This window comes from Methanoregula sp., assembly GCF_028712425.1.
Lineage (GTDB): Archaea > Halobacteriota > Methanomicrobia > Methanomicrobiales > Methanospirillaceae > Methanoregula.
Genome location: NZ_JAQTQD010000020.1, coordinates 25,273 through 46,219 on the forward strand (window position 1 = coordinate 25,273; position 20,947 = coordinate 46,219).

Genomic DNA, 20,947 nt, shown 5'->3' on the forward strand with positions numbered 1-20,947 from the left:
ATGCTTGACAGACTCGTTGAATCGCTTGAAACCTGCCCCATGGTGAAACGCGGGGAGTACAACTACTTCATCCACCCGATCACCGATGGCGTACCGATTGTCGACCCCGCCCTGCTCCGCGACGTGGCTGCTGCCATGATCAAGGTGATGGACTTAAACAACGTGGACAAGATCGTGGTTGTCGAGGCTATGGGCATCCACATCGGGTCCGTCCTCTCCACCATGACTGACATCCCGATGACCGTGATGCGGAAGCGGGTGTACAACCTCCCGCACGAGGTCCCGGTCCACCAGGCCACCGGCTATTCAAAGGGCGAACTGTACCTGAATGGCGTGTACAAGGGAGACCGCGTTGTCATCATCGACGATGTCGTGAGCACGGGCGGCACCATGAAGGCGCTCTTGAAAGCCCTGGAGATTGCGGGCGCCGAAGTCGTGGATGTCTGTATCGCGATCCAGCGGGGCGAACCCGACATCGGCCGGCCCTACAAGTCCCTCGTGAAGATTGAGGTGGACGAGCGGGTCCATGTTGTCCGGCGATATATCTGAACTCACCCGGGAACTGAAGAGACGGGGGGCCCGCCGGGTCGCCCTCCAGTTCCCGGAAGGGCTGAAGCGGAAGGCTTCAGGGTACGCAGCAGGGCTCAGGGAGGCCGGGTTCGATGTCATGGTCAGTGGCGACCCGTGCTACGGTGCCTGCGACCTTGCACTCGATACCCTTGCGGATGCTGACGTGCTCGTCCATCTCGGGCACACCCCGGTCGATAACCAGGACCGGGTCATCTTCATCCCGTATTCTGTTGACTTCGATGTCACGATCCTGAAGAAGGCCCTCCCGCTCCTGAAGGAAAAGACTGTCGGCCTTGTCACTACCGTCCAGCACGTCCACCTTGTCCCGGCCATGGAGGAGTTTCTCCGTTCGCAGGGGATCGATGCCCGGGTCGCTGAGGGAAGGGGCAGGACCCCCTGCCGGGGCCAGGTGCTTGGTTGCTCGTTTACCGCTGCAAAAGACACGGGGGCGGATGAGATCCTCTACGTGGGCACCGGGCTCTTCCACCCCATCGGGATCGCGCTCTCGACAAAGAAACGGGTTGTAGCCCTTGACCCGCTCTCGGGGATTGCATCGGAAGTGAGCGGCGAGACCCTGCTCCGCCGGCGGTTTGCCGTCATCGAGAAGGCAAAGGCAGCGACGAGCACCGGAATCATCCTCAGCACCAAGTCCGGGCAGGCAAGAAAGGAACTTGCAGAGAGGCTTGCTGCCCTCTCCCCTGGTGCCGTCATCGTCACGATGAAGGAGGTCAGCCCGGACGAGCTCACGAACCTCGGCTTTGGCTGTTACGTGAACACCGCCTGCCCCCGGCTCGCGTACGATGACCAGGTCCGATTCCCGGTCCCCGTCCTCTCCCCGCAGGAGTTCGAGATCGTCTGCGGGAAACGGAGCTGGGACGACTACACCGTCGACGAGATCCCATGAAGCTCAAACAGCTCGAGATGTCCCTCCAGCGCCTTTCAGGCTTCCATCGCCCGAAGGCTGCTCTTGAGCAGTACCAGACACCGGCACCCCTTGCTGCCCGGCTCCTCTACCACGCCCTGATGAAAGGGGATATTGAGGGGAAACGGGTCGTGGACCTCGGGTGCGGCACCGGGATGCTGGCCATCGGGGCCGCCCTGCTCGGGGCCGGATCTGTTACGGGAGTGGATATTGACGAGCGAGCCCTTGTCGTTGCACAAGAGAACGCCCGGCTCCTCGATGCTGAAGTCACGTTCCTCTCATCTGACCTGCGGGAGGGGGGCTGCGGGGAACGGATCGGCGCCTGCGATACGATTGTCATGAACCCGCCGTTCGGTGCCCAGAAGGCGCACGCGGACCGGCCCTTCATTGACTGCGCTCTCTCGGTTGCAGATGTTACCTACAGCATCTTTAATGCAGGGTCTATCCCATTTGTTGAAGCATATACTGCACAGAAGGCAGAGGTCACCGAGAAGATCGGCGGAGCGTTTCCCATCAAACGCACCTTTGCCTTCCACACAAAAGACGTGCAGGAGATCGAGGTCGAGATCCTACGGCTGAAACGGACTGTGTAACCCCACCCCGCAGCGTGAAGAACACTATCACGGGACTTGCCGCTGCCCACATGATCACCGACATCTACATGCCGGTGCTCCCCGCGATCCTGCCGCTCCTGATCGCCCAGAACGGCTACTCCTACCTCACTGCCGGGCTGCTCGTGACGGCCTACAACGTCACGTCATCGTTCACCCAGCCGGTCGTCGGCTGGCTCTCCGACAAGCGCGGCCTGACCATCAGCGTGAGTATCAGCCTCTTCATCAGCGCTATTTTTGTTGCCCTCATGGGAGTGGTGCAGAACTATTACCTGGTGATGGCCTTTGCAGTCCTTGCCGCCCTTGGCCATGCCTGTTTCCACCCGACTGCCTTAAGCCTCGTCAGCCGGCTCTGCTCCGCCGAGAACCGGGGCAGGATCACCTCGTACTTCGTGGTCGGGGGAAACCTCGGCTACGCCATCGGTCCGGTCCTGGCCGGGGTCCTTGTCTGGTGGCTGGGGCTGCCCGGGCTGGTGTTCCTCATCATCCCCGCCCTTGTCATGCTCGTTGTCCTCCGTCGCCTCCTGCCGGGGGGGATGGCAGCGGTACGCGAAGCCCATGCCACCCCTCTTCACGAAGTTGCCGACGTGTCGTCAAAATGGCCGTTTGTCGTCCTGATGATCGCGTCCATCCTCCGGGCATGGGCAGTCTTTGCGGCCATCACCTACCTCCCGATGTACCTTGTCTCGCAGGGATACAGCCTTGTGATGGCAAGCATTGCCCTGACGCTGATGCTCCTGACCGGTGTTGCCGGACAGGTTGCCGGTGGGCACATCTCCGACCGTGTCGGGAGAAAGGAGTTCATGGTCTTTGCCCTTGCAGGAGCGGTGCCGCTCTTCTACCTCTTCTTTGCAACATCGGGCATCCTGCAGCTGGTCACCCTCCTCTGCTTCGGCTTCTGCCTCTGGTCGACCTTTGCCGTGGCCGTTGCGATGTCCCACGAGCTCCTGCCGGGTAATGTCGGCCTTGCCTCCGGCATGATGCTCGGGCTTGCCATCGGCTTTGGAGGTCTTGGCGTTGCCGTCAACGGTATGATCGCCGACACGTACTCGCTTGCAGCAGCGATCGGGACCATCCCGCTGCCGATCATTGGGGCGGTGATCCTGATGGCGCTCCTGCCCTACCCGTGGAAGACGCTGGGTAAAAGTTGGGGACACCAGGCAGGGAACTGATGCAACAGGCTTATATCATCACGGAAAAAACGTGATGTGAGGAATAATCATGGACAAAGTTGGAGTCATTGCACTGATCATCGGGATCATCCTGTGTGCTCTTGGCGTGTATGGAATCTGGGTATTCCTGCCTGAAGTCATCTTCGTGATCAAGGGGCTGGGAGGCATCGTCGTGCTGCTCTTTGGCCTGATGCTTGCCATCTTCGGCATCCTGATCGTAAAAGACTGAGCACCGGATTAAAACGCCTTTTTTTCAGACCTTTACCACAAGGCACTGCGACCCGGCGGTTTCCAGCACGGGTTCGGTTTTGCTTTCGAAGAAGTCATCGAACGCCTTCTTCACGCCGGGCGCCGTGATGTAGTCGTGGGAGATGATGATGCCGCCCCGGTTCATGCGGGGATAGAAGAACTCGAGGCTCTGTTTTGTGCTCTCGTAACAGTCCACGTCAAGGTTCACGAGCGAGAACTTCTTGTCTTTCACCGGCCCCGCGGTTTCCGGGAAGATCCCCTTGTAGAAGTGGACGTTCCTGCTCTCCTTGAGGTAATCCCTTACGCTCTCGTAGGAAGCGGCAAACTTGCCCTCGTAGAACGGCCAGACCATATCGATCTCGTCAACCTGCGGCAGGCCTTCGAACGTATCAAAGAGGTGGAGGGCCTTGTCTCCCTTGGCCGAGCAGATGATCTTTGCCGAACCCCCGCGGTAGACACCGACCTCGGCAATGTCGCCGGGGACCTTCTGGGTGGTCTTCACTGCCATGTAGATGTGGTAGGCCTCGATGTCTTCGAGGAGGAGCTCGGTCTCCTTGCGGATCTTCCGGAGGTTCTTTGCAAACTCCTTTCTCCGATCGCAGCCATAGTGGGAGAGCCGGCCGCGGTTGGCGATATCGTTTCCCATGAATGGCTCGAAAAAGACGGCTTTCCGGAATTTTAAAAGATACCTGCTGGGGATGACAGAATCAACAACCGAGTAGATCTGTTTCTTCTGGGGCAGGCGCATGTCTTATACAATACGTCGTTCTGCAATTTATATATCTCTGGTTGAAAAAGAGGCGGAAGAGGGAGCGGTGTGGGAATCAGGGCTTTTTTGGGATCTCCACAAGACCGGGGTTCGGGCTTTCGGCTTCCAGGTCCAGCTCGTCTAAGAATGGCATCAGGCAGGTGACATATGGTTCAGGACTGCCGCTTCCATCCCCACGGCGTTCCCCGGTTGTTACGACCTCGACCATGAGCGGGCACTCTTCCATGGTCTGCTCGAACGAGGGGTCGTTCTCGCGGGTGAACCGGAGGAAACTGTCAACCAGGATCACCGGGCGCTCGTACTCGGGGACGCCTGCGAACTCGGTAAGGACGGATTCAAGCGGTTGCCCGCGGGCCAGGTCCTCCTCGAAGAAGAGCCAGATGGAGATCCCATAGTTGTCTGTTATGCTTGCGCACTTGCGGATATCAACAGTTGTTCCGGGGATGAGACCGAGGCGCCCGAGTTTTTCTGTCGGTGTCGTTCCCGGAACCTTGGCCCATGCAGCGGGTTTCAGCATTGCAGTACATGGAGCGGCCGGAGGTGTAAAGATAACGATAAGCACACAGGGGAACGGAGATGTAGTATTCGAGTGGAGCCGGATCTGTAGAACGCTGGTGCATTCTCCTCTTCGGCTTCACTGGCGCAACAGAGTTAGTCCCGACCAAACTTATTCAGGAGGGTGAACCCAACGCCAAAGAACAGCACCCCCGCGATCGGCCAGACCGACCAGGTGATCCTGCCGTTGTGACAGACATCGATCCCCAGGACGAAAACGCAGATCATGACGGCAACTGCAATGCCGTACCACCATTTCGGCTGGCCTTTGCTGCCACCCATTGCATCTCTCATCATGCTCATGATATCACGAACATGTACACCCTGGTATCGGAAAAATGCAGTGGTACTTTTTCGGGAGAGGATTTGGTCGGAGAAGGCAAAAGAGGGGGTGTTGGGATTCGCCGGGGGATTATTACCAGCGGCGCAGCCGGAAGATGCCTGCAATGCTGCCCCCGAGGATCGCGAATGCAAAAGCGAACCCGGGCGATTGTGCTACAGGAGTTGCCGTGGGAACAACCTGGTGTGTCCGGGTGGGGAGGGAAGAGACTTCCGGGACCACAAGTACCCCGGCAACCGGTTGGGTGATGACGACCTGGCTTTTGGGAACAACCGCGTTGGTATTGCCGATCTCGACCATGTCAAGGACGGTGACAGCGCTGGTTGCTCCCCGGGGCACGGTGCCGGTTACCGTGACAGTAAACCGGACATCGCGGTTCGCGGAATAGGAGAGGAGCATGCCGTTGATGAATGCGGCAGAACCCGATGCAGTCTGCCGGGCGGAATCGTGCCCGTCGACAACAACCTGGATCACCCACGCGGGGTTCTCAAGCCCGGTCTGGAGCTGGAGCTCGTGCTCCCTTGGGAAGGTCGTCCCGCTCGGGATGGCAAAGCTTGCGACTACCTCCTGCGGGCCGCCGGCGACAAGGGGCGGGTTGGGAGTAAACGACACGGTGGTCAGGACGGGACTGGCTGCAACGGGAAGCACAAGGAGCAGCAGGCACCCGCAGATCAGAGCAGGAAAAACAGGCTTCATGGTATACCGGAAAAGAGGGTGTACCCTGCCCATGATAGCCATGTCGGTCTGGTTTGCGGGCGCACAACAGGGAGAATCAGCGGCCCTGGATGCTGCAGATGAACAATCCGGCATGATCGACAGCTTCCTGGCCCTCCGGAAGCTGGCCGGCAAATACCTGCCAGCAGTGGTACATGCCCTCCCATATCTCCACCTGGACGGGTGCACCTGCCCACCGTGCTTTCTCAACAAATGTCCCGATGTCGGAGAGGAGGAGTTCATACGTGCCTACCTGGATATAGAGGCGGGGGAGGTTTTTGAGCGCCCCGCGGACAGGAGAGGCAAGGGCATCCGATGCATTGCGGCCGGAGAGATAAGCGGTCCGGATCGCGTGGAGGCGGTCGGCCGTTATCGCGTCCCGCTGCCCGTTTTTCGTCACCGATTCCCCGGCAAACTGCATATCGGTGATTGGCGACATGCAGACTGCGGCCGGGGGGAGGGTATACCCCCGCTCCTTCATAGAGAGGAGCGAGGCAAGGACAATATTTCCCCCGGAAGATATCCCCAGCGGGACGATGCGGTGGGGCGGGTAACCCTTTGCCTGGAGGAAGCGGTATGCGGCGATGGCATCCTCGACAGGCGCAGGAAAGGAGTGCTCGGGGGCGAGCCGGTAATCAACGGAAAAGACACGGGCCCGGGCGGCACGGGAGAGCCGGATGCAGAGGCCCAGGTGGTCGGCCGTTGATCCCATTGTGAACATGCCGCCATGGAAGAAGAGGACTGCATAGTCCGGTTCGGCTTCGGGAACCGAGATCCAGTACCCGGAGAGGTTGTCCCGGATTGCCACCTGCTCAACAGTATGGACTTCCTCGCTGACAATCTCGTCCTGCATCTCGCGGTAAAACTCAGAAAAATCTTTCCGGGCGGCAATAAGGGGCTTGTCCGGGCCGGGCGCATGAGACCGGATGATCGAGAGAAGTTCTTCCGGGGACTCGCGGATCATTGTGTTCTGTGTTAGAGAGGCCGGGTAATAAAGGATGAGGGTACGACCGGCAGTTCCGGGCGCAGTACGGCGCGGGGATGCAAAACCGAACGCATATCAGGCACCGTGCAGGCAGGCACACAATCATGGGCGGCCGGATCCCAATCCGGAAACCCGGTCGAAAAAGGAGGTTGTTCTTATCAGAAGTAATATATCAGGACGGTCTGCTGGTACCCGTCCTTCCACGTTCCTATGATGTTTGCCGTTACCGGATTGGCAAGCCCCTGGTACGTAAAGATGATTGACTCGCCGGGTACTGGTGTGAGGACGGTGCGTTCGAAATCGTCAATGTCCTGGTTGTCGATCCGCACCTTCAGGGCAACAAGGCCTTCTGCATCGGGGCCGCCGGTGTAGGTGATGTTCACGGTCTTTTGCGTTTTGGACACGTCAAACGTCAGGCTTTTTTCGGCTATGCCAGTGGTCGTGACAGGAACGGGGGTGGCCGGGGGTGGGATCGGTGTTGTGGCAGATGAAGTCTGGGGTGCCGGCTGGGTGCAGCCGCTCGCAAACACGAGGAGCAGGACAAGGAAAAAACAGGAACAGAATGCACGTCTCATGAATGGATGGTGGGGTATGATGGGAAATAAAGGTTGGGAGGTGATGTTACCGGGCCGGAGCCGGATTGTTGCCACTCACGATATACCGCGACCATACAATCCCGTTTTTCAGGACTTCCGTGGTTTTATGGACAAGGGGGACCTGCAGCCCCGTGATGCCCGCCTGCTCCGGGTCACAGAGCGTGGGGGTCGGTCTCCCGCCGGCGATGACGGGGTGGATGAGGACGCTCACCTCATGAATGAGTCCCTCGTGAAGAAGGACACTGTTGAGCGTGCCCCCGCTGTCCACCCGGACGGTCTTTGTGCCATAGTCACGGTTCAGCACTTCCAGTGCTTCCCGCATATTGACACGTTCATCCCCGGCGACAATCGTTTTGATGTGGTGTTCTTTGAGGAACTCCAGGTAATCCCCGGGAGTTGCACGGGAGCAGAGCGCGAGGACGTCCCGCATATAGGGCCATTTCCGGATCGCGTCCCAGCAGCGCACCTGCCCACGGCTGTCGGCGATTACCAGCAGCGGGCGCGGATCCGGCTGCCCTGCCGGTGGCACAAACATCTCCTCGTGTTCCGGCGGGACCTCGAGCGCGGGATTGTCGCGGACTGCCGCAAGGACCGTCCCGCTGCCGAACAGGATTGCGTCGGGATTCCATTGCGCGGCAAGGGAATAATACAGCTCAAGGTCTGCGGGGAAGTTCGTGATGCGGCCGTCAAGGCTCATCGCCGTATGAATAATGACTCGGGGTTTCATGGATGATTCCTGATTACGCGTTGGACTGGCAGGAGATAAGGTGGTGGTGCAGGGAGTGAAACTAAAAATGCCTCTGCCCGTTCCATGGCCATCCCGCAACATATATATTGTCAACATTCAAATGTTGACGCATGTTCCTGGCAACGGACGACCGGCAGTTCGGGTTCTGGGCACTACGGCGGGGTGGCGAATCTAATATCGGGATTGCCCACCGGTTTGGCATCTCCCGCCAGGCCGTATCGCGGGCCCTCCATCTCATGGACGAGAAGATCGAGAGCACGCTCCGCGGGATGGCGGAGGCCAACCAGATCTCTGTCGAGAAGATCAATGCTGAACGCGGAGTCCTCCTCGGGAAGTCGGTACCGTTCCAGACCGCCGCGATCATTTTTGTGTCGGCAAAGCACGGGGTGCAGGTCTGGTACGAGCATGACGGCGACTGCGGCGCGTGCCAGCGGTATACCGAGTGCATCGAGCTCCTCTGGGACTATGCCACCGAACTGGGCGTCCGGATCGAAAAGACCGCCGACCCCACAAAGATGGCGGATGAACTGTTCACGAGGGTAAAGGCGCTGATGAAATGATGCGGGTTTCCGAAGTTATCCGGGGCTGGCTGGGCTGGTGTCCGAACGCACAACAGCGCACTTTCCGCAGGGATAGTGCGACGGATACAACACATATATTACCCGCTGGCAGCGGTGGGGACGTGCGCACACTTTCCTTTGGCTGGAAGAACCGGTACCGAACCCGCGCGCTTGCATTCGCGCTCTGCATGACCGTTGTCGGGATCTCCCTCTTTGCCACCGCAACCGGTGACCGGATCGCCATGTTCGGTCTCGGGGTTGTGCTTGCCACGATCCTGTATTGTGCCGACGCTATCAGGTATTGGGAGGTATTCCGTGACGTGGAGAGGAATGGTGTTGCTGACCAGAAGAACTGGAAGGAGGTCTCGGTTGTCCGCGTCCTCCCGATCATCGGGGCTGCTCTCATCCTCGCGTTCGCGGGAGCCGTCCTTCTCGGTCTTATCCCCGGTCTCTCGATGCTCATGGTGAACGGGTTCCTTGCCGGCTTTTCTGCCTGTGGCTGGTACCATGTGGCTACGATCCTTGCATGGGAAAGCCGTTCGGGCATAGCGCTGTTCTCTGACGGGACCCGGATCTACCGGAGGGATATATCATGACCCTGGCAGGTACCCTATGGGACGCCATGGGCTGGTGCCCGATGGAGGCTTCCGCCCGGTACCCGGTGAAGAGTGCAACCGGGGATACACTGAAGAAGGATACCGCAGATGATGGTGGGCCGGTTGCCCGCAGGTCTGCCCGGTTCATGCGCCTGACCTGGGGCGTTGTCGTCCTCTCGTGGATCATTGCGGTTTTAGCCCTGCCCCACCTGCCGGATATTGTCCCAATTCACTGGGGACTTCATGGCGAAGCAAACGGGTTTGCCGACAAGTTCTCCGGCATTCTCGGGCTGCCGGTGGTCATCACGCTCGTCATGATCCTTTTGATCGTCATACCCCGGTTCCGCTCCGTGGAGTTCTCCCTGGAGGCATTCCGGGACATCTATGCAATGATCATCTTTGCTACGATTGCCATGATCTTCTCCATCGAGGTGATGGTGATTGCCTCCGCGATAGGTGTCGACCTGCCAATCGTTACCATCATCTCACTCCTGATAGGCTTCCTCTTCATCGCGATGGGAGGCCTGATGCCCCAAATCAAGCGGAATACTGTCATGGGGATCCGCCTGCCGTGGACGCTTGCCAGCGAGGAGGTCTGGAACAGGACCCACGAATACGGCGGCAGGGTGTTCATGGCCGCTGGTGTGCTGGTCGTGCTCGGGAGCCTGATAGCAGGCATCTGGGCAATGGCCCTGATGCTGATCATCATACTCGGGTCAACGCTGTATATCTCCATCTGGTCGTTCCGGCTGGCAAAGAGCATGCCGGAGTGTGAGGGAAAAATATGTTCATGAGATTTTCTGAGATTGTCCGGCACCACCTTGGCTGGTGCCCGAATGCACGGAGTGTTGGAACCATACCGGCTGCACGGACGAACGCGCCGGTTTCGATCGATCTCCCGTCACCGGACGGGGGGGAAGGGGGGCCGGGACGGATAGACAAAGGATTCCGTCTCGCCATAGGGAGTATAAAGATCCTGTTGCGGAACCTGCGCCTGCTCTGGTTCTCATTTTTAACTGGTCTTGTGATGATTTTCAGCCTCGCAACAAACCTGTACATTCAGGTTGTTTCCGGGGCCAATCCGCTCCCGGGGACCGGCCTTATCATGAATTCGCCGGCGGTCCTGGTCGCGAAGGGATCGCTCCTGTGGCTGGCACTGACGTTTGTTACCACGTTCATCAGCACATTCCTCAATTATTTCCTCATTGGCGGGCTGATCATATGCGTCTCGTTCATCCTGTCCGGAAAGACGATCTCCCTGAAAGAGGGACTTGCCCGGGCCTGGGATCGCCGGGTATCCCTTGCAGGCTGGGCTGCTGTCGGAGCATTTGTCGGGACCGCGAGTGCATTCATCATATCCAATGAGACAGGAAATATCCTGGTAACGCTCCTCGCCATGGGGGCAATATTCCTCTTCTTCGTCCTGACGATGTTCGTTCTCCCGGCCATTGTCATCGATAACCGGGGACTGGTGCCTGCGATTGAGGATTCGGTATCGCTGTTCGGGAAGATGTGGGGGGAAGTTATCGTCTGTTTCGGGTTTTTTTTCCTGATCCTGTTTGTAGTCTACGTAATCTTCCTGATTCCCATAATCCTGATTGGGTTTTCTTCCGGGGTTACATCGTCGGCAGGGTTCGCAGTCATCCTGACCATACTGGTCCTGATGGTTCTCATGTTCATCGGTTCAACTATCCTGAGTATTGCCACCCTCGGGCTCTATACGACTGGCAGGAGCGGAGCTCTGCCGCAGGCATTCGGGGATGCGAAGGAGAATTTCCCGGTATGATCCTATACGTGTCTGAGGTAATCCACGACGGGCTTGGCTGGTGCCCGAAATAAAAGGTTGTTGCCGGAAACCAAAACCATAATTTTATATTGTAAATGTCAATACATTTACACATGTCAAAACCAGCCAGCAACAACCCGCAAGGGTTCTGGAAGATGGCCCTGCTGCTCATCTTAGCAGGTGCAGTTGTATTGTCATTGTCTCCCGTATCGGCGGAGAAGCCGCTCGTCACGATCGTTGCAGAAGGCGATCAGTCCTATTATATGGGGGAAAGAGTGGTTTTTTCCGGGATGAACACCGATTCGGATTCCACCTACCTCTTCATAAACGGGCCCAACCTCCCCGATAACGGGGGAAACCTTGCTTCCCCGGATCAGGATACCGTCAGCGGGAATCCTGGTTCGTTCACCCGGGTAATGACAAAGCCGGATAAGACCTGGGAATATACCTGGTATACGTCTGATCTCAGACTGGATGCCGGGTCGTATACGGTGTATGCCGTGACAAAACCGGAAACAAAAGACCAGCTCAATAATCTGACACCGTATGGTACGGTCAGTATCATCTACAAAAAGCCCTTCCTCATGACCTCGATCTCCCCGAAGCCTCTCCTGAAAGGTCAGCCGTTCACGGTCAACGGCATTGCGGAAGGTAATCCGCCCGCAGTCCAGCTCTGGATCCTCGGCAATAACTTCTTCTCCCTCATAACCGTCCCGGTCGACAAAGAGGCGCTCTACACGTTCACTGCCGATGCAGAGTTCTCCAAAAAGCTCGCCGCAGGAGACTACTACCTCATAGCGGAGCATTCGATGGCGGACAACCGGTTTGACTTCACCTTTAACGGAGAATATGTCACCGGCATGGAGGACAATACCACGATAAACCTCTTCAAGGTCAGGGGCCCGGGCAGCCTGCAGGGAAAGGATGCAGCAGAGGCGCTTGTCTCTGAACTGAGTGAGAACGAACACCGGAATGAGACCTATGCACGGGATACCCATGCAATCGTAGCATTCAGCGTGGGTGAAACTGACACTACCCTGCGGGCACAACCGATTGTAACCACCCCGGCATAACAGCAGGCCCCGCCAGCCCGTCACGGTTCGCCGCATCCGGCATCCGGGCTTGAATCCACAGGTCGCATACCACCGGTGGCGGGCAGTCCATTCCTTCTTTTTTCCTCCTGCCGGAAAACCCCGGCCACAAATTCCCAATGTTTTTATATTGTAAATGTCAATACATTTACGTATGTTCCTGCCCACGAATGAGAAACAGTTCGGGTTCTGGAAGATGCGCCGTTCCGGGATGCAGAATATCTCGATTGCAAACGCACTCGGCATCACCCGACAGGGGGTCTCCCAGGCTCTCCGTGCCATGGACGAGAAGATCGAGTCCTCGCTCGTGGAGATGGCAAAGGCAAACCGGATCCAGGTCGAGAAAGTCGATGTAGAGAAAGGGGTGCTCTTTGGCAAATCCATCCCGCTCCAGACCAATGCCTACATCTTCGTCTCGGAGAAGCACGGCATGCAGGTCTGGTACGAGCATGACGGCGACTGCAAGGCCTGCGATGAATTCACCCAATGTATTGAATTCATCTGGGATTTCGCGTCCGAACTCGGGATAAAAATCGAGAAGACTGCCGACCCGACGAAGATGGCCGAGGAGCTGCTCTCAAAGATCCGGGAGATGAGCGGATGATTCTCATTTCCGCTATCGCAGAATGGTGGCTGGGCCTGTGCCCGAAAACACCGGCCTTTCATACAACACCGGCAGTTCTCATGGCCTCGCCAGAAACAATGCAGCCCTCGCAGCCGGATGATGGCGAACCCTCTGGTCGTTCCGGCCGGGTCCGGCTGGGTATCAGCATTGCTGCAGGAAGCTTAAAGACGATGGTGAGGGAGCGACAAATGCTCTGGTTCTCACTCATCTCCGGGCTCCTGATGTCCTTCCTTTTTGCCCTGATGTACTGGACCAGAGGCAACGTGTATTACGATCCCTTCCTTATCAGGATCCCCCTTGGGGGTTTTACCCTGTGGTTTGACCCAAGACTCATCCCGATCCTGGCGTTCTGCCTCTTCTGTTTCACATTCCTGATGGCAGGTCTCATCAGGTACCGGAACCTGATTCATACTGACCACCCGATCACCATCAGCGAGGGATTATCCGGGGCCCGCGCCCATGCAGTCCCGCTTGCAGCCCTGTCCTTTGCAATGGCTCTTGCCGGCACAATCCTGATTGCGTTTGTTACGAGTGATGGTCTGGCCGATATTTCCATCCAGATGGAGGATTTTTTCATGCCCTATATCTGGTTCCTCCCTGATTCGCTCGGGTTATCGATTACCTTTTGGCTCATGAGTGTTATCCTGTGCATTACCATCATCCTGTTCCTGGCGATACCCTATGTAGTGCCAGTCATCGTACTGGAGAATAAGGGACTGGTTTCCGCTCTGGCAGGATCGATAACACTCATACGGAAAACCCGGCGGGAAATACTTGGCTGCATCCTTGTTTATGGGACAATCGTCCTCATGGCCGGGGCCACATCGCTGGTAATGAACCAGTTCCTTATACACTACAACTACGATCCTGTATTCTGGTACACCCATAACCTGATTCCCATCGCAGCACTGGTTTATGACACCGTCCTGTTCTGCTTCGCGGTCCTGATAGCGGTATGCTCAATGGCTGTAGGTGTTGCAATCGGGGATCTCTACCGGATTGGAAAGAGCGGGAAGGTATCCGGGATACCGGAAGGGAACAGGAAACAACCGGAGCCTGCCTCATGACCCGGTTATCGGAAATTGCAGAGAGCTGGTTCGGCCTGTGTCGGAAACCACCGGTAGTCCGGACATTGCAGGCAGATTTTGTTCACCTGCCCACAACCGCCCATGAGGGCCTCCCGGATGGCGGAAGCGGAGGAACGGGCGCAATCCGCCGGGGGATCGGGGCAGCGTTCTCCGGGATGAGGACGCTGAACCGGAACCGGCAGCTCCTCTGGTTCGGGCTCCTTGCCGGGCTGGTGCTGGCCGGAAATGCTGTTGGCGAAGGGGCACTCCGGTATATCAACAGAACCCTGCAACCGGATATCATCGGATTATATGCACAGGACTTTTTCCTCGGCTTTGCAACACTGTTCTGCCTGGTGCTTCTGCTGGCGGGTCTTTTCTTAAGCCTCTCTTCAATGAAAGAAGGGGCTGCACCGTTTTTTGAGGGGTTCGCTGGAGCAAAAAAATACTGGAAACCACTCTTCCTGTGGTCGATAATTCTGGCACTCGCAGGCATACTGCTCCTTAAAATTTTCTTTAATGTGATCCTCGTCTGGTTCCCGCAGGAACTCGGCTTCCTCTATCATTTCGGGCCCGGGTTTATTACCAGCACCATCACCCAGTTCCCCTTCAACTGGACCCTCGACTGGGCCATGTTAACCGAGATCCCGGGCTATGGAGGACGATCGCTGCTGTTGTGGATATACCCATTCGGGCTCCTGCAAACTCTGGATTTCCTGATGATCGCCCTGTTCCTCGTCATCCTGACCCCGTTTGTCGTGCCCCTCATCGTACTTGAACAGAAAACTCTCAGGGAAGCAGTCGCGGGATCATTTGCCCTGATAAAAAAGATCGGGGCGGAGGCCGTCACCTGTGCCGCATTCCTGGGGATTGTCCTCTTCGGTGTCTTCCTGACGCACCTGATCGTCCAGGCTGCGTCCGGGATTGTAAATCCCTATGTGACCGTGATGTTCCATCCCACCACCACATGGATTGCTATCGCCATTCTCTACAATCTTGCACTCGTGGCGTTTGTATTTGTCGTGGCAACCGTTGGTGGGATCGCTGCGCTGGACCTTTACCGGCATGCAAAGAGCGAGGGGAGTGCAGGATGACTTTCACTTCCACCCTTGCCGACTGCTGGCTGGGCCTCTGCCGGAAAGCTCCTGTCCTGCATACTACGGCAGCGGTTGTGCTTGGGGATTCGGGGGAGACTCCATCCATCCAGCCGGATGCCGGAGGCGCAGCCGGCAGACAAGGCCGGATCCGGAACGGGATCGGCATCGCAACGGCAAGCATCAGGGCCCTCTTCAGCGAGAAGCGGCTGCTTGGGTTCTCGTTTCTTTCAGGTCTCGTGATCCTATTCCTGGTACTGGCAGAACAGTGGAACCTGTCTCACATCGGTACATCCTACGCCATATCTAACCTCATCACCATCCAGATCAGCGACACCCACCTGATCGCCTTTGACCTGCGGCTTTTCCTGATCGAAGCGGTCTGCCTGTCGGGCTTCACCCTCCTGCTGGCAGCCCTTGTCCGTTACCGGAATGCAAGGAATACTGCCATGCCAATTACCGTTCACCGTGCATTCCGTGAGGCCGGAAGGCACGCCGGTACGCTTGCGGCTCTTTCGATCACGATGGCATTCGTAGCAACAATACTCCTGGAGATCGCATCCCAGAATCCGTTCACCGGAACTATCGTCTCTGCCATATCGCACGCAATGTTCTGGCTGCCGTATGCCTATTACTTTACCCCGAACGGGATTTTCACGACATTATTCTTCTCGTTCCAGATGGTTGTCGCAAATGCTGTCCTGTTCCTGCTGGCCCTGTACGTTGTTCCGGCCATCGTGCTGGAAGACAAGGGGCTCATTTCAGCAATCGCAGGATCGTTCCGGCTCGTGAAGAAGACCTGGCGCGAGCTTCTGGGCTGTGCCCTTGTCTTTGGGGCGATCATCCTCGGAGTTGCACTCATCGGGCTTATCATCGGCCAGTCACCGGCGCTGCTCAACAACGACTACGACTTCTTCCTCCAGGAGTCCCGCGGGCAGGTGCTGATGATGGCGGCCTGCTACGTGTTCCTCCTTGCCTGCGGGATGCTGATGGCACTCGGCACAACAGTACCGGGAATAGCAATAACAGACCTGTACACATGCGGGAAGAAAGGGAGTGTTTCCCGAGCAATGGCGAAGGTTGTCACTCCAGTATCGGAGCCGCACCAATGACTTCGGAACCGGTTGCAGTTATCCCTGTTACCGGGGTCCAGACAGCAAAACAACCCGTCTACCAGGAGAATATCCTCCTTATCCTCCTGCTCCTGGCAGGCCTCTTCTGCCTCGTCGACCTGAAGATGCTCGCCATTGCCGGGGTCTTCTCTGCGCTGCTCGTCTATTACGATGCCCAGGCATTGCATGCTGGGGAGAAGTCCGAAAAGGAATCCATCCTTGGCGATATTGTCACGTGGCGCCCGCTGACCTGGGGGGTCGCGGTGCTTATCATCCCGCTCATCTTCCTTGCCATCTACGTCTTCTCGCGAAAGGAGATCTTCGACGCGAACACCTGATCGATAACAGGGGATTTATTAGCGGCCACACCCCATTTTTATAACCAGAATGCCCCCTGTCCGCAACACTTCCGGCCGCCGGCTCCATAAGCAGGAGAGCAACCACAACGGCGACACCCGGTTCGAGGACCTTGCCGAACTCCTCCCCCAGATCGTCTTCGAGCTTGACGAGGACCTGAAGTTCACCTTCTTCAACTGGAGCGCCATCGATATCATCGGGCATGCCTACGATGAGCAGGCAGAGGGCCGGACCGGCATCTTCGATATCGTCCGCGAATCCGAGCGGGAAAAGATCCGATCCTTTTTTGCCCGCATCCAGCAGGACGTGACAAGCGACCACATCGCGTGCAGCATCATTGCCCACGACGGCCGGGAGATCCCGGCCATCATCTACGCCTCGCCCATCATCGGGGAGAAGCGGATCGCGGGTGTCCACGGGGTCATCGTCGACATCTCGGAACAGGTCCGGCTCGAAAAGGCGCTTGCACTGACGAACCAGAAACTGAACATGATGAACAGCGTGACCCGTCACGATGTGTTGAACAGCATCACGGGAGTTCTCGGGCTCTGCGATATGCTGGCCGCGACGACAACGGACAGCGATGCAAAGGAACTCGCCTCCGGTATCCGCGACCAGGTGGTCAGGATCAAGGAGCAGATCCTTTTCACGAAAGATTACCAGAGTGTCGGCGTGAAAGCACCACAATGGCAGGGGCTCATCCAGAACATCCGGGATGCAGCATCCGCTGTCGGTCACGAGACAATCCAAATCCGCCTGCCGGAAGCGGATTACGAGATCTATGCGGACCCGCTCTTTGGCCGGGCCTTCTACAACCTGATCGACAACAGCATCCGGCACGGGGGACCGGTCCGGCACATCTCGGTGGATACAGAGACTGTCCCTGACGGGGGCCTCGTGATCCGGTACCGCGATGACGGTTGCGGTATCCCGGCGGGGGAGAAACAGAAGATCTTCGATCAGGGATACGGGAAGAATACCGGTTTCGGGCTGTTTTTTATCCGGGAGGTGCTGGCTATCACCGGCCTGATTATCCGGGAGACGGGTGAGGTCGGAAAGGGGGTTGTGTTCGAGATCACGGTGCCGAAAGCAGCGTGGAGAGCCGAGCCGGCTCAGTGATGTATATGTCACGCGAGGCCTGCGGACCTGCAGACATACAGAGAAATAGAGAAATGATGCCCTGCCGATAATCACGACCTCATTCTTTATTACATCTCAACGGAAATGATACTCTAACATGACAATGGTTCATGGTAAGCACGAAACGGAATGGATCACAATTTCCGTAGATGAATATGAGTCCATGAAGAGGACTATTGATGTTCTTACTGACAAGGATCTTATGGCCCAGATTAAGAGAGGGCAGCAGAAGAATGTCAAATCCCGCGATTTCAATGAAGTCGCAAAGGAACTCGGTATCTAAAACTCGTCCTTGTGTTTAATCGCTTCTATATACACAACAGAATTTTTAAAATCGATTGTATAGATAATCCTGAAACTTTTCTCAAAATAGAGCTCCCAATATCCATGAAGTGGAGTTCTCAATGGTTTCCCGTGGAGTTCCGGGTTTTCGGATAATTTTTGGATCTTCTTTACAAAATCGCGCTGGATGTTCTTGTCGTATTTCTTCAGCCATTCCTCCGCGGGTTCTTTGATGAGGATGGTATATGTGGCCATTACTTATAATTATCAAATTTCAGATATAAAACAGATGAGTATCTGTCACGCGAGGCCTGCGGACCTGCCGGTATCCGGGTAAAACGAGGCCTCTCCATCCAGGAGACCGGGACGTTCGGGAGCGGGGTCCTGTTCGAGATCATGGTGCCGGAAGGGGCATAGCGTTTCACGAGTGATGGGATGAGCTGCGGGTGAAGGACCGCTGGCCGGGATCTCAACGTTTCAGGAAATTATGTCTCTTCTTTTGGATGCCGGGGAGCTTCCTGTTTTTTGCCATAGAGATAACTGGCAATACAGACAACGACGAGGATCACGACGGCGATGCTGATCCGCATAAATTCCTGCGATTTTCTCGCGGCGGCCTGAGCCAGCATCTCGGGCGGGGCATACATGGCAGTGGACAGCAGGAAGGCGTAAAAACCGGAGAGCAGGATGCCCAGAAAACTAAGGATACAAACAGATTTCGCTATCCGGGCTTTGTTAACCATACATTAATATGAAAATACTTAGTATAAAAATGTAATGAGCCGTTCTTTTTTCCGGAGACTGCAGGTCAAAGCCCTTACTGCGGGGTTCAGCACCATGCGAAGATGGGGGAAAACCCCGCCACCAAAGACGGTGATGTGGGAGTGCACCCGGGATTGCACGATGGCATGCATCCACTGTGGGGCGTCGTCAGGGGGTGATACTGTTGGGGAAGAACTGTCAACGGCGGCAATATCGGGAATTGTCCGGGACCTTGCAGGTCTTGGGGTGAGGCGGTTCCTCGTTACCGGGGGAGAACCGCTCTTACGGGCAGATCTCCTCGAAGTCCTGGAGCGGGCAAAAGAAGGGGGCATGGAGACGGGATTTTCCACAAACGGGCTGGCAGTATCGGAGGCAAACATCGGGAGAATTGTCCGGGTTGCCGATTCGGTACAGGTCAGCGTGGATGGGACTGAAAAGACACACGATGCCCTGCGAAAAACTCCCGGTGCTTTTTCCGGGGCGTTAAACGCCCTGCACCTCTTACGGTCGAACGGCTGCCGCCAGGCCTGCATGACCTCGGTTATTTCGCCCCTGAATATTCACGAGCGGGAAGACCTGTACGAGCTTGCACGGGGGAATGCAGATCTCTGGAGGGTCGGGACGGTCATGCCGGTGGGCAGGGCATCCGCAGACGATACCCTCTTCTTATCGGACGGGCAGTTGAGACTGCTCCTGGACTTTATTGCGGAGAAGATGCAGGGGGATTTCCCGGTCCTTATCGGAGAGAACCTGGGGTATCTCGGGGACCTCTACGAAAAGAGAATTCGCGGTGATGATCTCTTCTTCTGCGGGGCCGGTATTATCTCATGCTGTATCGGGGTTGACGGCCGGGTCCGGGGGTGTCCCGAACTGCCGCCGGAACCCCGTTTCCTTGCCGGGGACCTCCGGACAGATAGCTTTTCTGAGATCTGGGAGCGGGGCTTTGACCAGTACCGCGATGAGGGCATCAGCCATGCCTCCACCGAATGCAGGGACTGTTCTGACTTGGATTTATGCAGGGGCGGATGCCGGGTGATGAGCCTGAAGGGGATGAACTGCACAAAGAAACGGGTGGGATCCTGCAGCGAATCCTGTCTCCCGCTCAGGGAACAATGAAAATCGGGGATTTGTCACGCGAGGCCTGCGGACCTGCCGGTATCCATAAAAACGATATGATGACATAACGAGAGCATTCGCTCGTGAGTAAAAACGTTCTGGAAGACGATGAAAGAAGGAAAGTGATAGCAGCTTGGTATGGTTCCCGGGGACTCGCGTACCTCAGTACAGCATACTACGTGTGTCAGCTTAACTGCTGGATTCGGAATGAGACCAGGTGTTTCCTAAACAGCTATGGCCGCTATCACCACGATGTTTTTTCATTGAGGTTTCTGTTGTAACCTCTTTGACGTGTCATTCGGGTCGTGAACCTGATGCTGCCCGTCAGGCAGTATGACAATTGATGGAAAGACTTCGCTCTTTAGTATAACATTACAAGAAGACCGTGTAAGAAGGAAAGGTGATTGCAGCTTGGTATGGTTCCCGGGGACTCGCGTACCTCAGTACAGCATACTACGTGTGTCAGCTTAACTGCTGGGTTCGGAATGAGACCAGGTGTTTCCCGACAGCTATGGCCGCAATCACCACTGATTGCTTTAGATGCTTTGGTTTACAACGAAGAGCGCGTTACATTGCTTCCGAGTTCGAAGAACGCTGATGCGTTCTTCTCGTCTCAGAAGTGCTTCGCACTTCTTCGAAAGCCAAGGTCCGGATTTGAACCGGAGTGTAGTTGATCTGCAGTCAACCGCGTGGCCGCTCCGCCACCTTGGCAGCCGTGTAGGATGATACCCTATCCTGTATGTCAGGATAGAATATAAGGTTTGCACTCAGAATTTCGTCTGGGTTTAACGTGGTGAGCACTAGTGTTTGGACGTTAGTACTTGCGGACTGAACACGTCGTTGCCTTCGTGCTTACATCCCAAGCCTATCAAACGAGTCTTTTACTCGTGTCCTTGACGGAGTCTCTTTTTAGGCCGGGTTTCAAGCTTAGATGCTTTCAGCTTTTATCCCTTGGCGCGTAGCTGCTCGGCACTGCCTTGTCAGACAACCGATCGACCAGTGGCGCCGAATGAAAGTTCCTCTCGTACTATTTCATTCTTACCCTCAGACTCCAAACACTCCTGATAGATAGTAACCGACCTGTCTCACGACGGTCTAAACCCAGCTCACGATCCCCTTTAATAGGCG

At 56.5% G+C, this 20,947-nt stretch carries 26 protein-coding genes, 1 tRNA gene and 3 rRNA genes; 17 read left to right on the forward strand and 13 right to left on the reverse strand.

All coding sequences use genetic code 11. From position 1 onward, the window contains the following. The 5 genes from hpt to PHF39_RS10785 are packed head-to-tail and all read left to right on the forward strand — an operon-like array spanning position 1 to position 3,504. On the forward strand, positions 1-549 hold the full coding sequence (gene hpt / locus PHF39_RS10765; RefSeq protein ID WP_300223800.1) for a hypoxanthine/guanine phosphoribosyltransferase: 549 nt from the start codon (positions 1-3) through the stop codon (positions 547-549). After that, positions 527-1,474, forward strand: a complete 948-nt coding sequence (dph2, locus tag PHF39_RS10770; protein ID WP_300223802.1) for a diphthamide biosynthesis enzyme Dph2 — start codon at positions 527-529, stop codon at positions 1,472-1,474. The genes hpt and dph2 overlap by 23 nt, the downstream gene beginning before the upstream one ends. Beyond that, positions 1,471-2,085: an METTL5 family protein gene (locus PHF39_RS10775; RefSeq protein ID WP_300223804.1), complete on the forward strand. Its 615-nt coding sequence runs from the start codon at positions 1,471-1,473 to the stop codon at positions 2,083-2,085. Before dph2 ends, PHF39_RS10775 begins: the two co-directional genes overlap by 4 nt. Before the next feature lie 14 nt (positions 2,086-2,099). Further along, entirely contained in the window at positions 2,100-3,275 is a 1,176-nt protein-coding gene (locus tag PHF39_RS10780; RefSeq protein ID WP_300223805.1) for an MFS transporter, read from the forward strand. 49 nt (positions 3,276-3,324) lie between these two features. Beyond that, entirely contained in the window at positions 3,325-3,504 is a 180-nt protein-coding gene (locus PHF39_RS10785) for a hypothetical protein (protein ID WP_300223807.1), read from the forward strand. 24 nt (positions 3,505-3,528) lie between these two features. Here the strand turns inward: PHF39_RS10785 and PHF39_RS10790 are convergent, their stop codons facing one another. The 7 genes from PHF39_RS10790 to PHF39_RS10820 all read right to left on the reverse strand — a co-directional run bounded on the left by PHF39_RS10790 (position 3,529) and on the right by PHF39_RS10820 (position 8,210). After that, complete coding sequence (locus tag PHF39_RS10790; RefSeq protein ID WP_300223809.1) at positions 3,529-4,272, reverse strand: TylF/MycF/NovP-related O-methyltransferase; 744 nt, start codon at positions 4,270-4,272, stop codon at positions 3,529-3,531. 76 nt (positions 4,273-4,348) lie between these two features. Beyond that, positions 4,349-4,810 carry a hypothetical protein gene (locus PHF39_RS10795; RefSeq protein WP_300223811.1) on the reverse strand — a complete coding sequence of 154 codons (462 nt, stop codon included), beginning with the start codon at positions 4,808-4,810 and terminating at the stop codon, positions 4,349-4,351. Between the two features lie 134 nt (positions 4,811-4,944). Next, on the reverse strand, positions 4,945-5,151 hold the full coding sequence (locus PHF39_RS10800) for a hypothetical protein (protein ID WP_300223813.1): 207 nt from the start codon (positions 5,149-5,151) through the stop codon (positions 4,945-4,947). Between the two features lie 112 nt (positions 5,152-5,263). Next, positions 5,264-5,884, reverse strand: coding sequence for a hypothetical protein (locus PHF39_RS10805; protein WP_300223815.1), 621 nt, complete (start codon positions 5,882-5,884; stop codon positions 5,264-5,266). A gap of 76 nt (positions 5,885-5,960) precedes the next feature. After that, entirely contained in the window at positions 5,961-6,866 is a 906-nt protein-coding gene (locus PHF39_RS10810) for an alpha/beta hydrolase (protein WP_300223817.1), read from the reverse strand. Positions 6,867-7,045: 179 nt separating this feature from the next. Next, positions 7,046-7,462, reverse strand: coding sequence for a hypothetical protein (locus PHF39_RS10815; RefSeq protein WP_300223819.1), 417 nt, complete (start codon positions 7,460-7,462; stop codon positions 7,046-7,048). A 46-nt stretch (positions 7,463-7,508) separates the two neighbouring features. Then, a complete protein-coding gene (locus PHF39_RS10820) occupies positions 7,509-8,210 on the reverse strand; it encodes a dihydrofolate reductase family protein (protein ID WP_300223822.1) in 702 nt (233 codons plus the stop codon). A 131-nt stretch (positions 8,211-8,341) separates the two neighbouring features. Here PHF39_RS10820 and PHF39_RS10825 point away from each other — a divergent pair, with 131 nt between their 5' ends. From PHF39_RS10825 to PHF39_RS10875, 11 genes are all read left to right on the forward strand, one after another. Continuing rightward, on the forward strand, positions 8,342-8,791 hold the full coding sequence (locus tag PHF39_RS10825; RefSeq protein WP_300223825.1) for a hypothetical protein: 450 nt from the start codon (positions 8,342-8,344) through the stop codon (positions 8,789-8,791). Then, positions 8,791-9,387, forward strand: coding sequence for a DUF1673 family protein (locus PHF39_RS10830; RefSeq protein ID WP_300223864.1), 597 nt, complete (start codon positions 8,791-8,793; stop codon positions 9,385-9,387). Before PHF39_RS10825 ends, PHF39_RS10830 begins: the two co-directional genes overlap by 1 nt. Then, positions 9,384-10,181, forward strand: a complete 798-nt coding sequence (locus PHF39_RS10835) for an SdpI family protein (RefSeq protein WP_300223828.1) — start codon at positions 9,384-9,386, stop codon at positions 10,179-10,181. Before PHF39_RS10830 ends, PHF39_RS10835 begins: the two co-directional genes overlap by 4 nt. Further along, on the forward strand, positions 10,178-11,173 hold the full coding sequence (locus PHF39_RS10840) for a DUF6159 family protein (protein ID WP_300223832.1): 996 nt from the start codon (positions 10,178-10,180) through the stop codon (positions 11,171-11,173). The genes PHF39_RS10835 and PHF39_RS10840 overlap by 4 nt, the downstream gene beginning before the upstream one ends. Positions 11,174-11,286: 113 nt before the next feature. Beyond that, a complete protein-coding gene (locus PHF39_RS10845) occupies positions 11,287-12,246 on the forward strand; it encodes a hypothetical protein (protein ID WP_300223835.1) in 960 nt (319 codons plus the stop codon). 172 nt (positions 12,247-12,418) lie between these two features. Beyond that, positions 12,419-12,868: a hypothetical protein gene (locus tag PHF39_RS10850; protein ID WP_300223838.1), complete on the forward strand. Its 450-nt coding sequence runs from the start codon at positions 12,419-12,421 to the stop codon at positions 12,866-12,868. Next, positions 12,865-13,956 carry a hypothetical protein gene (locus PHF39_RS10855; protein ID WP_300223841.1) on the forward strand — a complete coding sequence of 364 codons (1,092 nt, stop codon included), beginning with the start codon at positions 12,865-12,867 and terminating at the stop codon, positions 13,954-13,956. The genes PHF39_RS10850 and PHF39_RS10855 overlap by 4 nt, the downstream gene beginning before the upstream one ends. Continuing rightward, positions 13,953-15,050, forward strand: a complete 1,098-nt coding sequence (locus PHF39_RS10860; protein ID WP_300223843.1) for a hypothetical protein — start codon at positions 13,953-13,955, stop codon at positions 15,048-15,050. Before PHF39_RS10855 ends, PHF39_RS10860 begins: the two co-directional genes overlap by 4 nt. Then, on the forward strand, positions 15,047-16,162 hold the full coding sequence (locus PHF39_RS10865; RefSeq protein WP_300223846.1) for a hypothetical protein: 1,116 nt from the start codon (positions 15,047-15,049) through the stop codon (positions 16,160-16,162). The genes PHF39_RS10860 and PHF39_RS10865 overlap by 4 nt, the downstream gene beginning before the upstream one ends. Further along, positions 16,159-16,500 carry a hypothetical protein gene (locus PHF39_RS10870; RefSeq protein ID WP_300223849.1) on the forward strand — a complete coding sequence of 114 codons (342 nt, stop codon included), beginning with the start codon at positions 16,159-16,161 and terminating at the stop codon, positions 16,498-16,500. Before PHF39_RS10865 ends, PHF39_RS10870 begins: the two co-directional genes overlap by 4 nt. Positions 16,501-16,549: 49 nt before the next feature. Continuing rightward, entirely contained in the window at positions 16,550-17,638 is a 1,089-nt protein-coding gene (locus PHF39_RS10875; RefSeq protein WP_300223852.1) for a PAS domain-containing sensor histidine kinase, read from the forward strand. A 300-nt stretch (positions 17,639-17,938) separates the two neighbouring features. Here PHF39_RS10875 and PHF39_RS10880 read toward each other — a convergent pair whose 3' ends face one another. Beyond that, on the reverse strand, positions 17,939-18,196 hold the full coding sequence (locus tag PHF39_RS10880; protein ID WP_300223855.1) for a type II toxin-antitoxin system RelE/ParE family toxin: 258 nt from the start codon (positions 18,194-18,196) through the stop codon (positions 17,939-17,941). Between the two features lie 230 nt (positions 18,197-18,426). After that, complete coding sequence (locus tag PHF39_RS10885) at positions 18,427-18,684, reverse strand: hypothetical protein (RefSeq protein ID WP_300223858.1); 258 nt, start codon at positions 18,682-18,684, stop codon at positions 18,427-18,429. A gap of 34 nt (positions 18,685-18,718) precedes the next feature. Here PHF39_RS10885 and PHF39_RS10890 point away from each other — a divergent pair, with 34 nt between their 5' ends. Next, a complete protein-coding gene (locus PHF39_RS10890) occupies positions 18,719-19,819 on the forward strand; it encodes a radical SAM protein (RefSeq protein WP_300223861.1) in 1,101 nt (366 codons plus the stop codon). Positions 19,820-19,942: 123 nt separating this feature from the next. Here PHF39_RS10890 and rrf (PHF39_RS10895) read toward each other — a convergent pair. The 4 genes from rrf (PHF39_RS10895) to PHF39_RS10910 form a co-directional block, all read right to left on the reverse strand. Further along, positions 19,943-20,065, reverse strand: a 5S ribosomal RNA gene (gene rrf, locus PHF39_RS10895). A 155-nt stretch (positions 20,066-20,220) separates the two neighbouring features. Beyond that, positions 20,221-20,342, reverse strand: a 5S ribosomal RNA gene (gene rrf / locus PHF39_RS10900). Between the two features lie 116 nt (positions 20,343-20,458). After that, positions 20,459-20,530: transfer RNA gene (locus PHF39_RS10905), tRNA-Cys, on the reverse strand. 84 nt (positions 20,531-20,614) lie between these two features. Beyond that, positions 20,615-20,947 (reverse strand): 23S ribosomal RNA (locus PHF39_RS10910); the annotation flags it as partial.

What these genes read in the sequence shown, in the direction of transcription:
- PHF39_RS10880 (WP_300223855.1), bottom strand. Translation starts at nt 18,196, where the DNA reads ATGGCCACATATACCATCCTCATCAAAGAACCCGCGGAGGAATGGCTG.
- PHF39_RS10855 (WP_300223841.1), top strand. Translation starts at nt 12,865, where the DNA reads ATGATTCTCATTTCCGCTATCGCAGAATGGTGGCTGGGCCTGTGCCCG.
- PHF39_RS10885 (WP_300223858.1), bottom strand. Translation starts at nt 18,684, where the DNA reads ATGGTTAACAAAGCCCGGATAGCGAAATCTGTTTGTATCCTTAGTTTT.
- PHF39_RS10835 (WP_300223828.1), top strand. Translation starts at nt 9,384, where the DNA reads ATGACCCTGGCAGGTACCCTATGGGACGCCATGGGCTGGTGCCCGATG.
- dph2 (WP_300223802.1), top strand. Translation starts at nt 527, where the DNA reads ATGTTGTCCGGCGATATATCTGAACTCACCCGGGAACTGAAGAGACGG.
- PHF39_RS10840 (WP_300223832.1), top strand. Translation starts at nt 10,178, where the DNA reads ATGAGATTTTCTGAGATTGTCCGGCACCACCTTGGCTGGTGCCCGAAT.
- PHF39_RS10775 (WP_300223804.1), top strand. Translation starts at nt 1,471, where the DNA reads ATGAAGCTCAAACAGCTCGAGATGTCCCTCCAGCGCCTTTCAGGCTTC.
- PHF39_RS10800 (WP_300223813.1), bottom strand. Translation starts at nt 5,151, where the DNA reads ATGAGCATGATGAGAGATGCAATGGGTGGCAGCAAAGGCCAGCCGAAA.
- hpt (WP_300223800.1), top strand. Translation starts at nt 1, where the DNA reads ATGCTTGACAGACTCGTTGAATCGCTTGAAACCTGCCCCATGGTGAAA.
- PHF39_RS10875 (WP_300223852.1), top strand. Translation starts at nt 16,550, where the DNA reads ATGCCCCCTGTCCGCAACACTTCCGGCCGCCGGCTCCATAAGCAGGAG.
- PHF39_RS10865 (WP_300223846.1), top strand. Translation starts at nt 15,047, where the DNA reads ATGACTTTCACTTCCACCCTTGCCGACTGCTGGCTGGGCCTCTGCCGG.
- PHF39_RS10845 (WP_300223835.1), top strand. Translation starts at nt 11,287, where the DNA reads ATGTCAAAACCAGCCAGCAACAACCCGCAAGGGTTCTGGAAGATGGCC.
- PHF39_RS10890 (WP_300223861.1), top strand. Translation starts at nt 18,719, where the DNA reads ATGAGCCGTTCTTTTTTCCGGAGACTGCAGGTCAAAGCCCTTACTGCG.
- PHF39_RS10830 (WP_300223864.1), top strand. Translation starts at nt 8,791, where the DNA reads ATGCGGGTTTCCGAAGTTATCCGGGGCTGGCTGGGCTGGTGTCCGAAC.
- PHF39_RS10850 (WP_300223838.1), top strand. Translation starts at nt 12,419, where the DNA reads ATGTTCCTGCCCACGAATGAGAAACAGTTCGGGTTCTGGAAGATGCGC.
- PHF39_RS10870 (WP_300223849.1), top strand. Translation starts at nt 16,159, where the DNA reads ATGACTTCGGAACCGGTTGCAGTTATCCCTGTTACCGGGGTCCAGACA.
- PHF39_RS10820 (WP_300223822.1), bottom strand. Translation starts at nt 8,210, where the DNA reads ATGAAACCCCGAGTCATTATTCATACGGCGATGAGCCTTGACGGCCGC.
- PHF39_RS10860 (WP_300223843.1), top strand. Translation starts at nt 13,953, where the DNA reads ATGACCCGGTTATCGGAAATTGCAGAGAGCTGGTTCGGCCTGTGTCGG.
- PHF39_RS10785 (WP_300223807.1), top strand. Translation starts at nt 3,325, where the DNA reads ATGGACAAAGTTGGAGTCATTGCACTGATCATCGGGATCATCCTGTGT.
- PHF39_RS10805 (WP_300223815.1), bottom strand. Translation starts at nt 5,884, where the DNA reads ATGAAGCCTGTTTTTCCTGCTCTGATCTGCGGGTGCCTGCTGCTCCTT.
- PHF39_RS10790 (WP_300223809.1), bottom strand. Translation starts at nt 4,272, where the DNA reads ATGCGCCTGCCCCAGAAGAAACAGATCTACTCGGTTGTTGATTCTGTC.
- PHF39_RS10825 (WP_300223825.1), top strand. Translation starts at nt 8,342, where the DNA reads ATGTTCCTGGCAACGGACGACCGGCAGTTCGGGTTCTGGGCACTACGG.
- PHF39_RS10795 (WP_300223811.1), bottom strand. Translation starts at nt 4,810, where the DNA reads ATGCTGAAACCCGCTGCATGGGCCAAGGTTCCGGGAACGACACCGACA.
- PHF39_RS10810 (WP_300223817.1), bottom strand. Translation starts at nt 6,866, where the DNA reads ATGATCCGCGAGTCCCCGGAAGAACTTCTCTCGATCATCCGGTCTCAT.
- PHF39_RS10815 (WP_300223819.1), bottom strand. Translation starts at nt 7,462, where the DNA reads ATGAGACGTGCATTCTGTTCCTGTTTTTTCCTTGTCCTGCTCCTCGTG.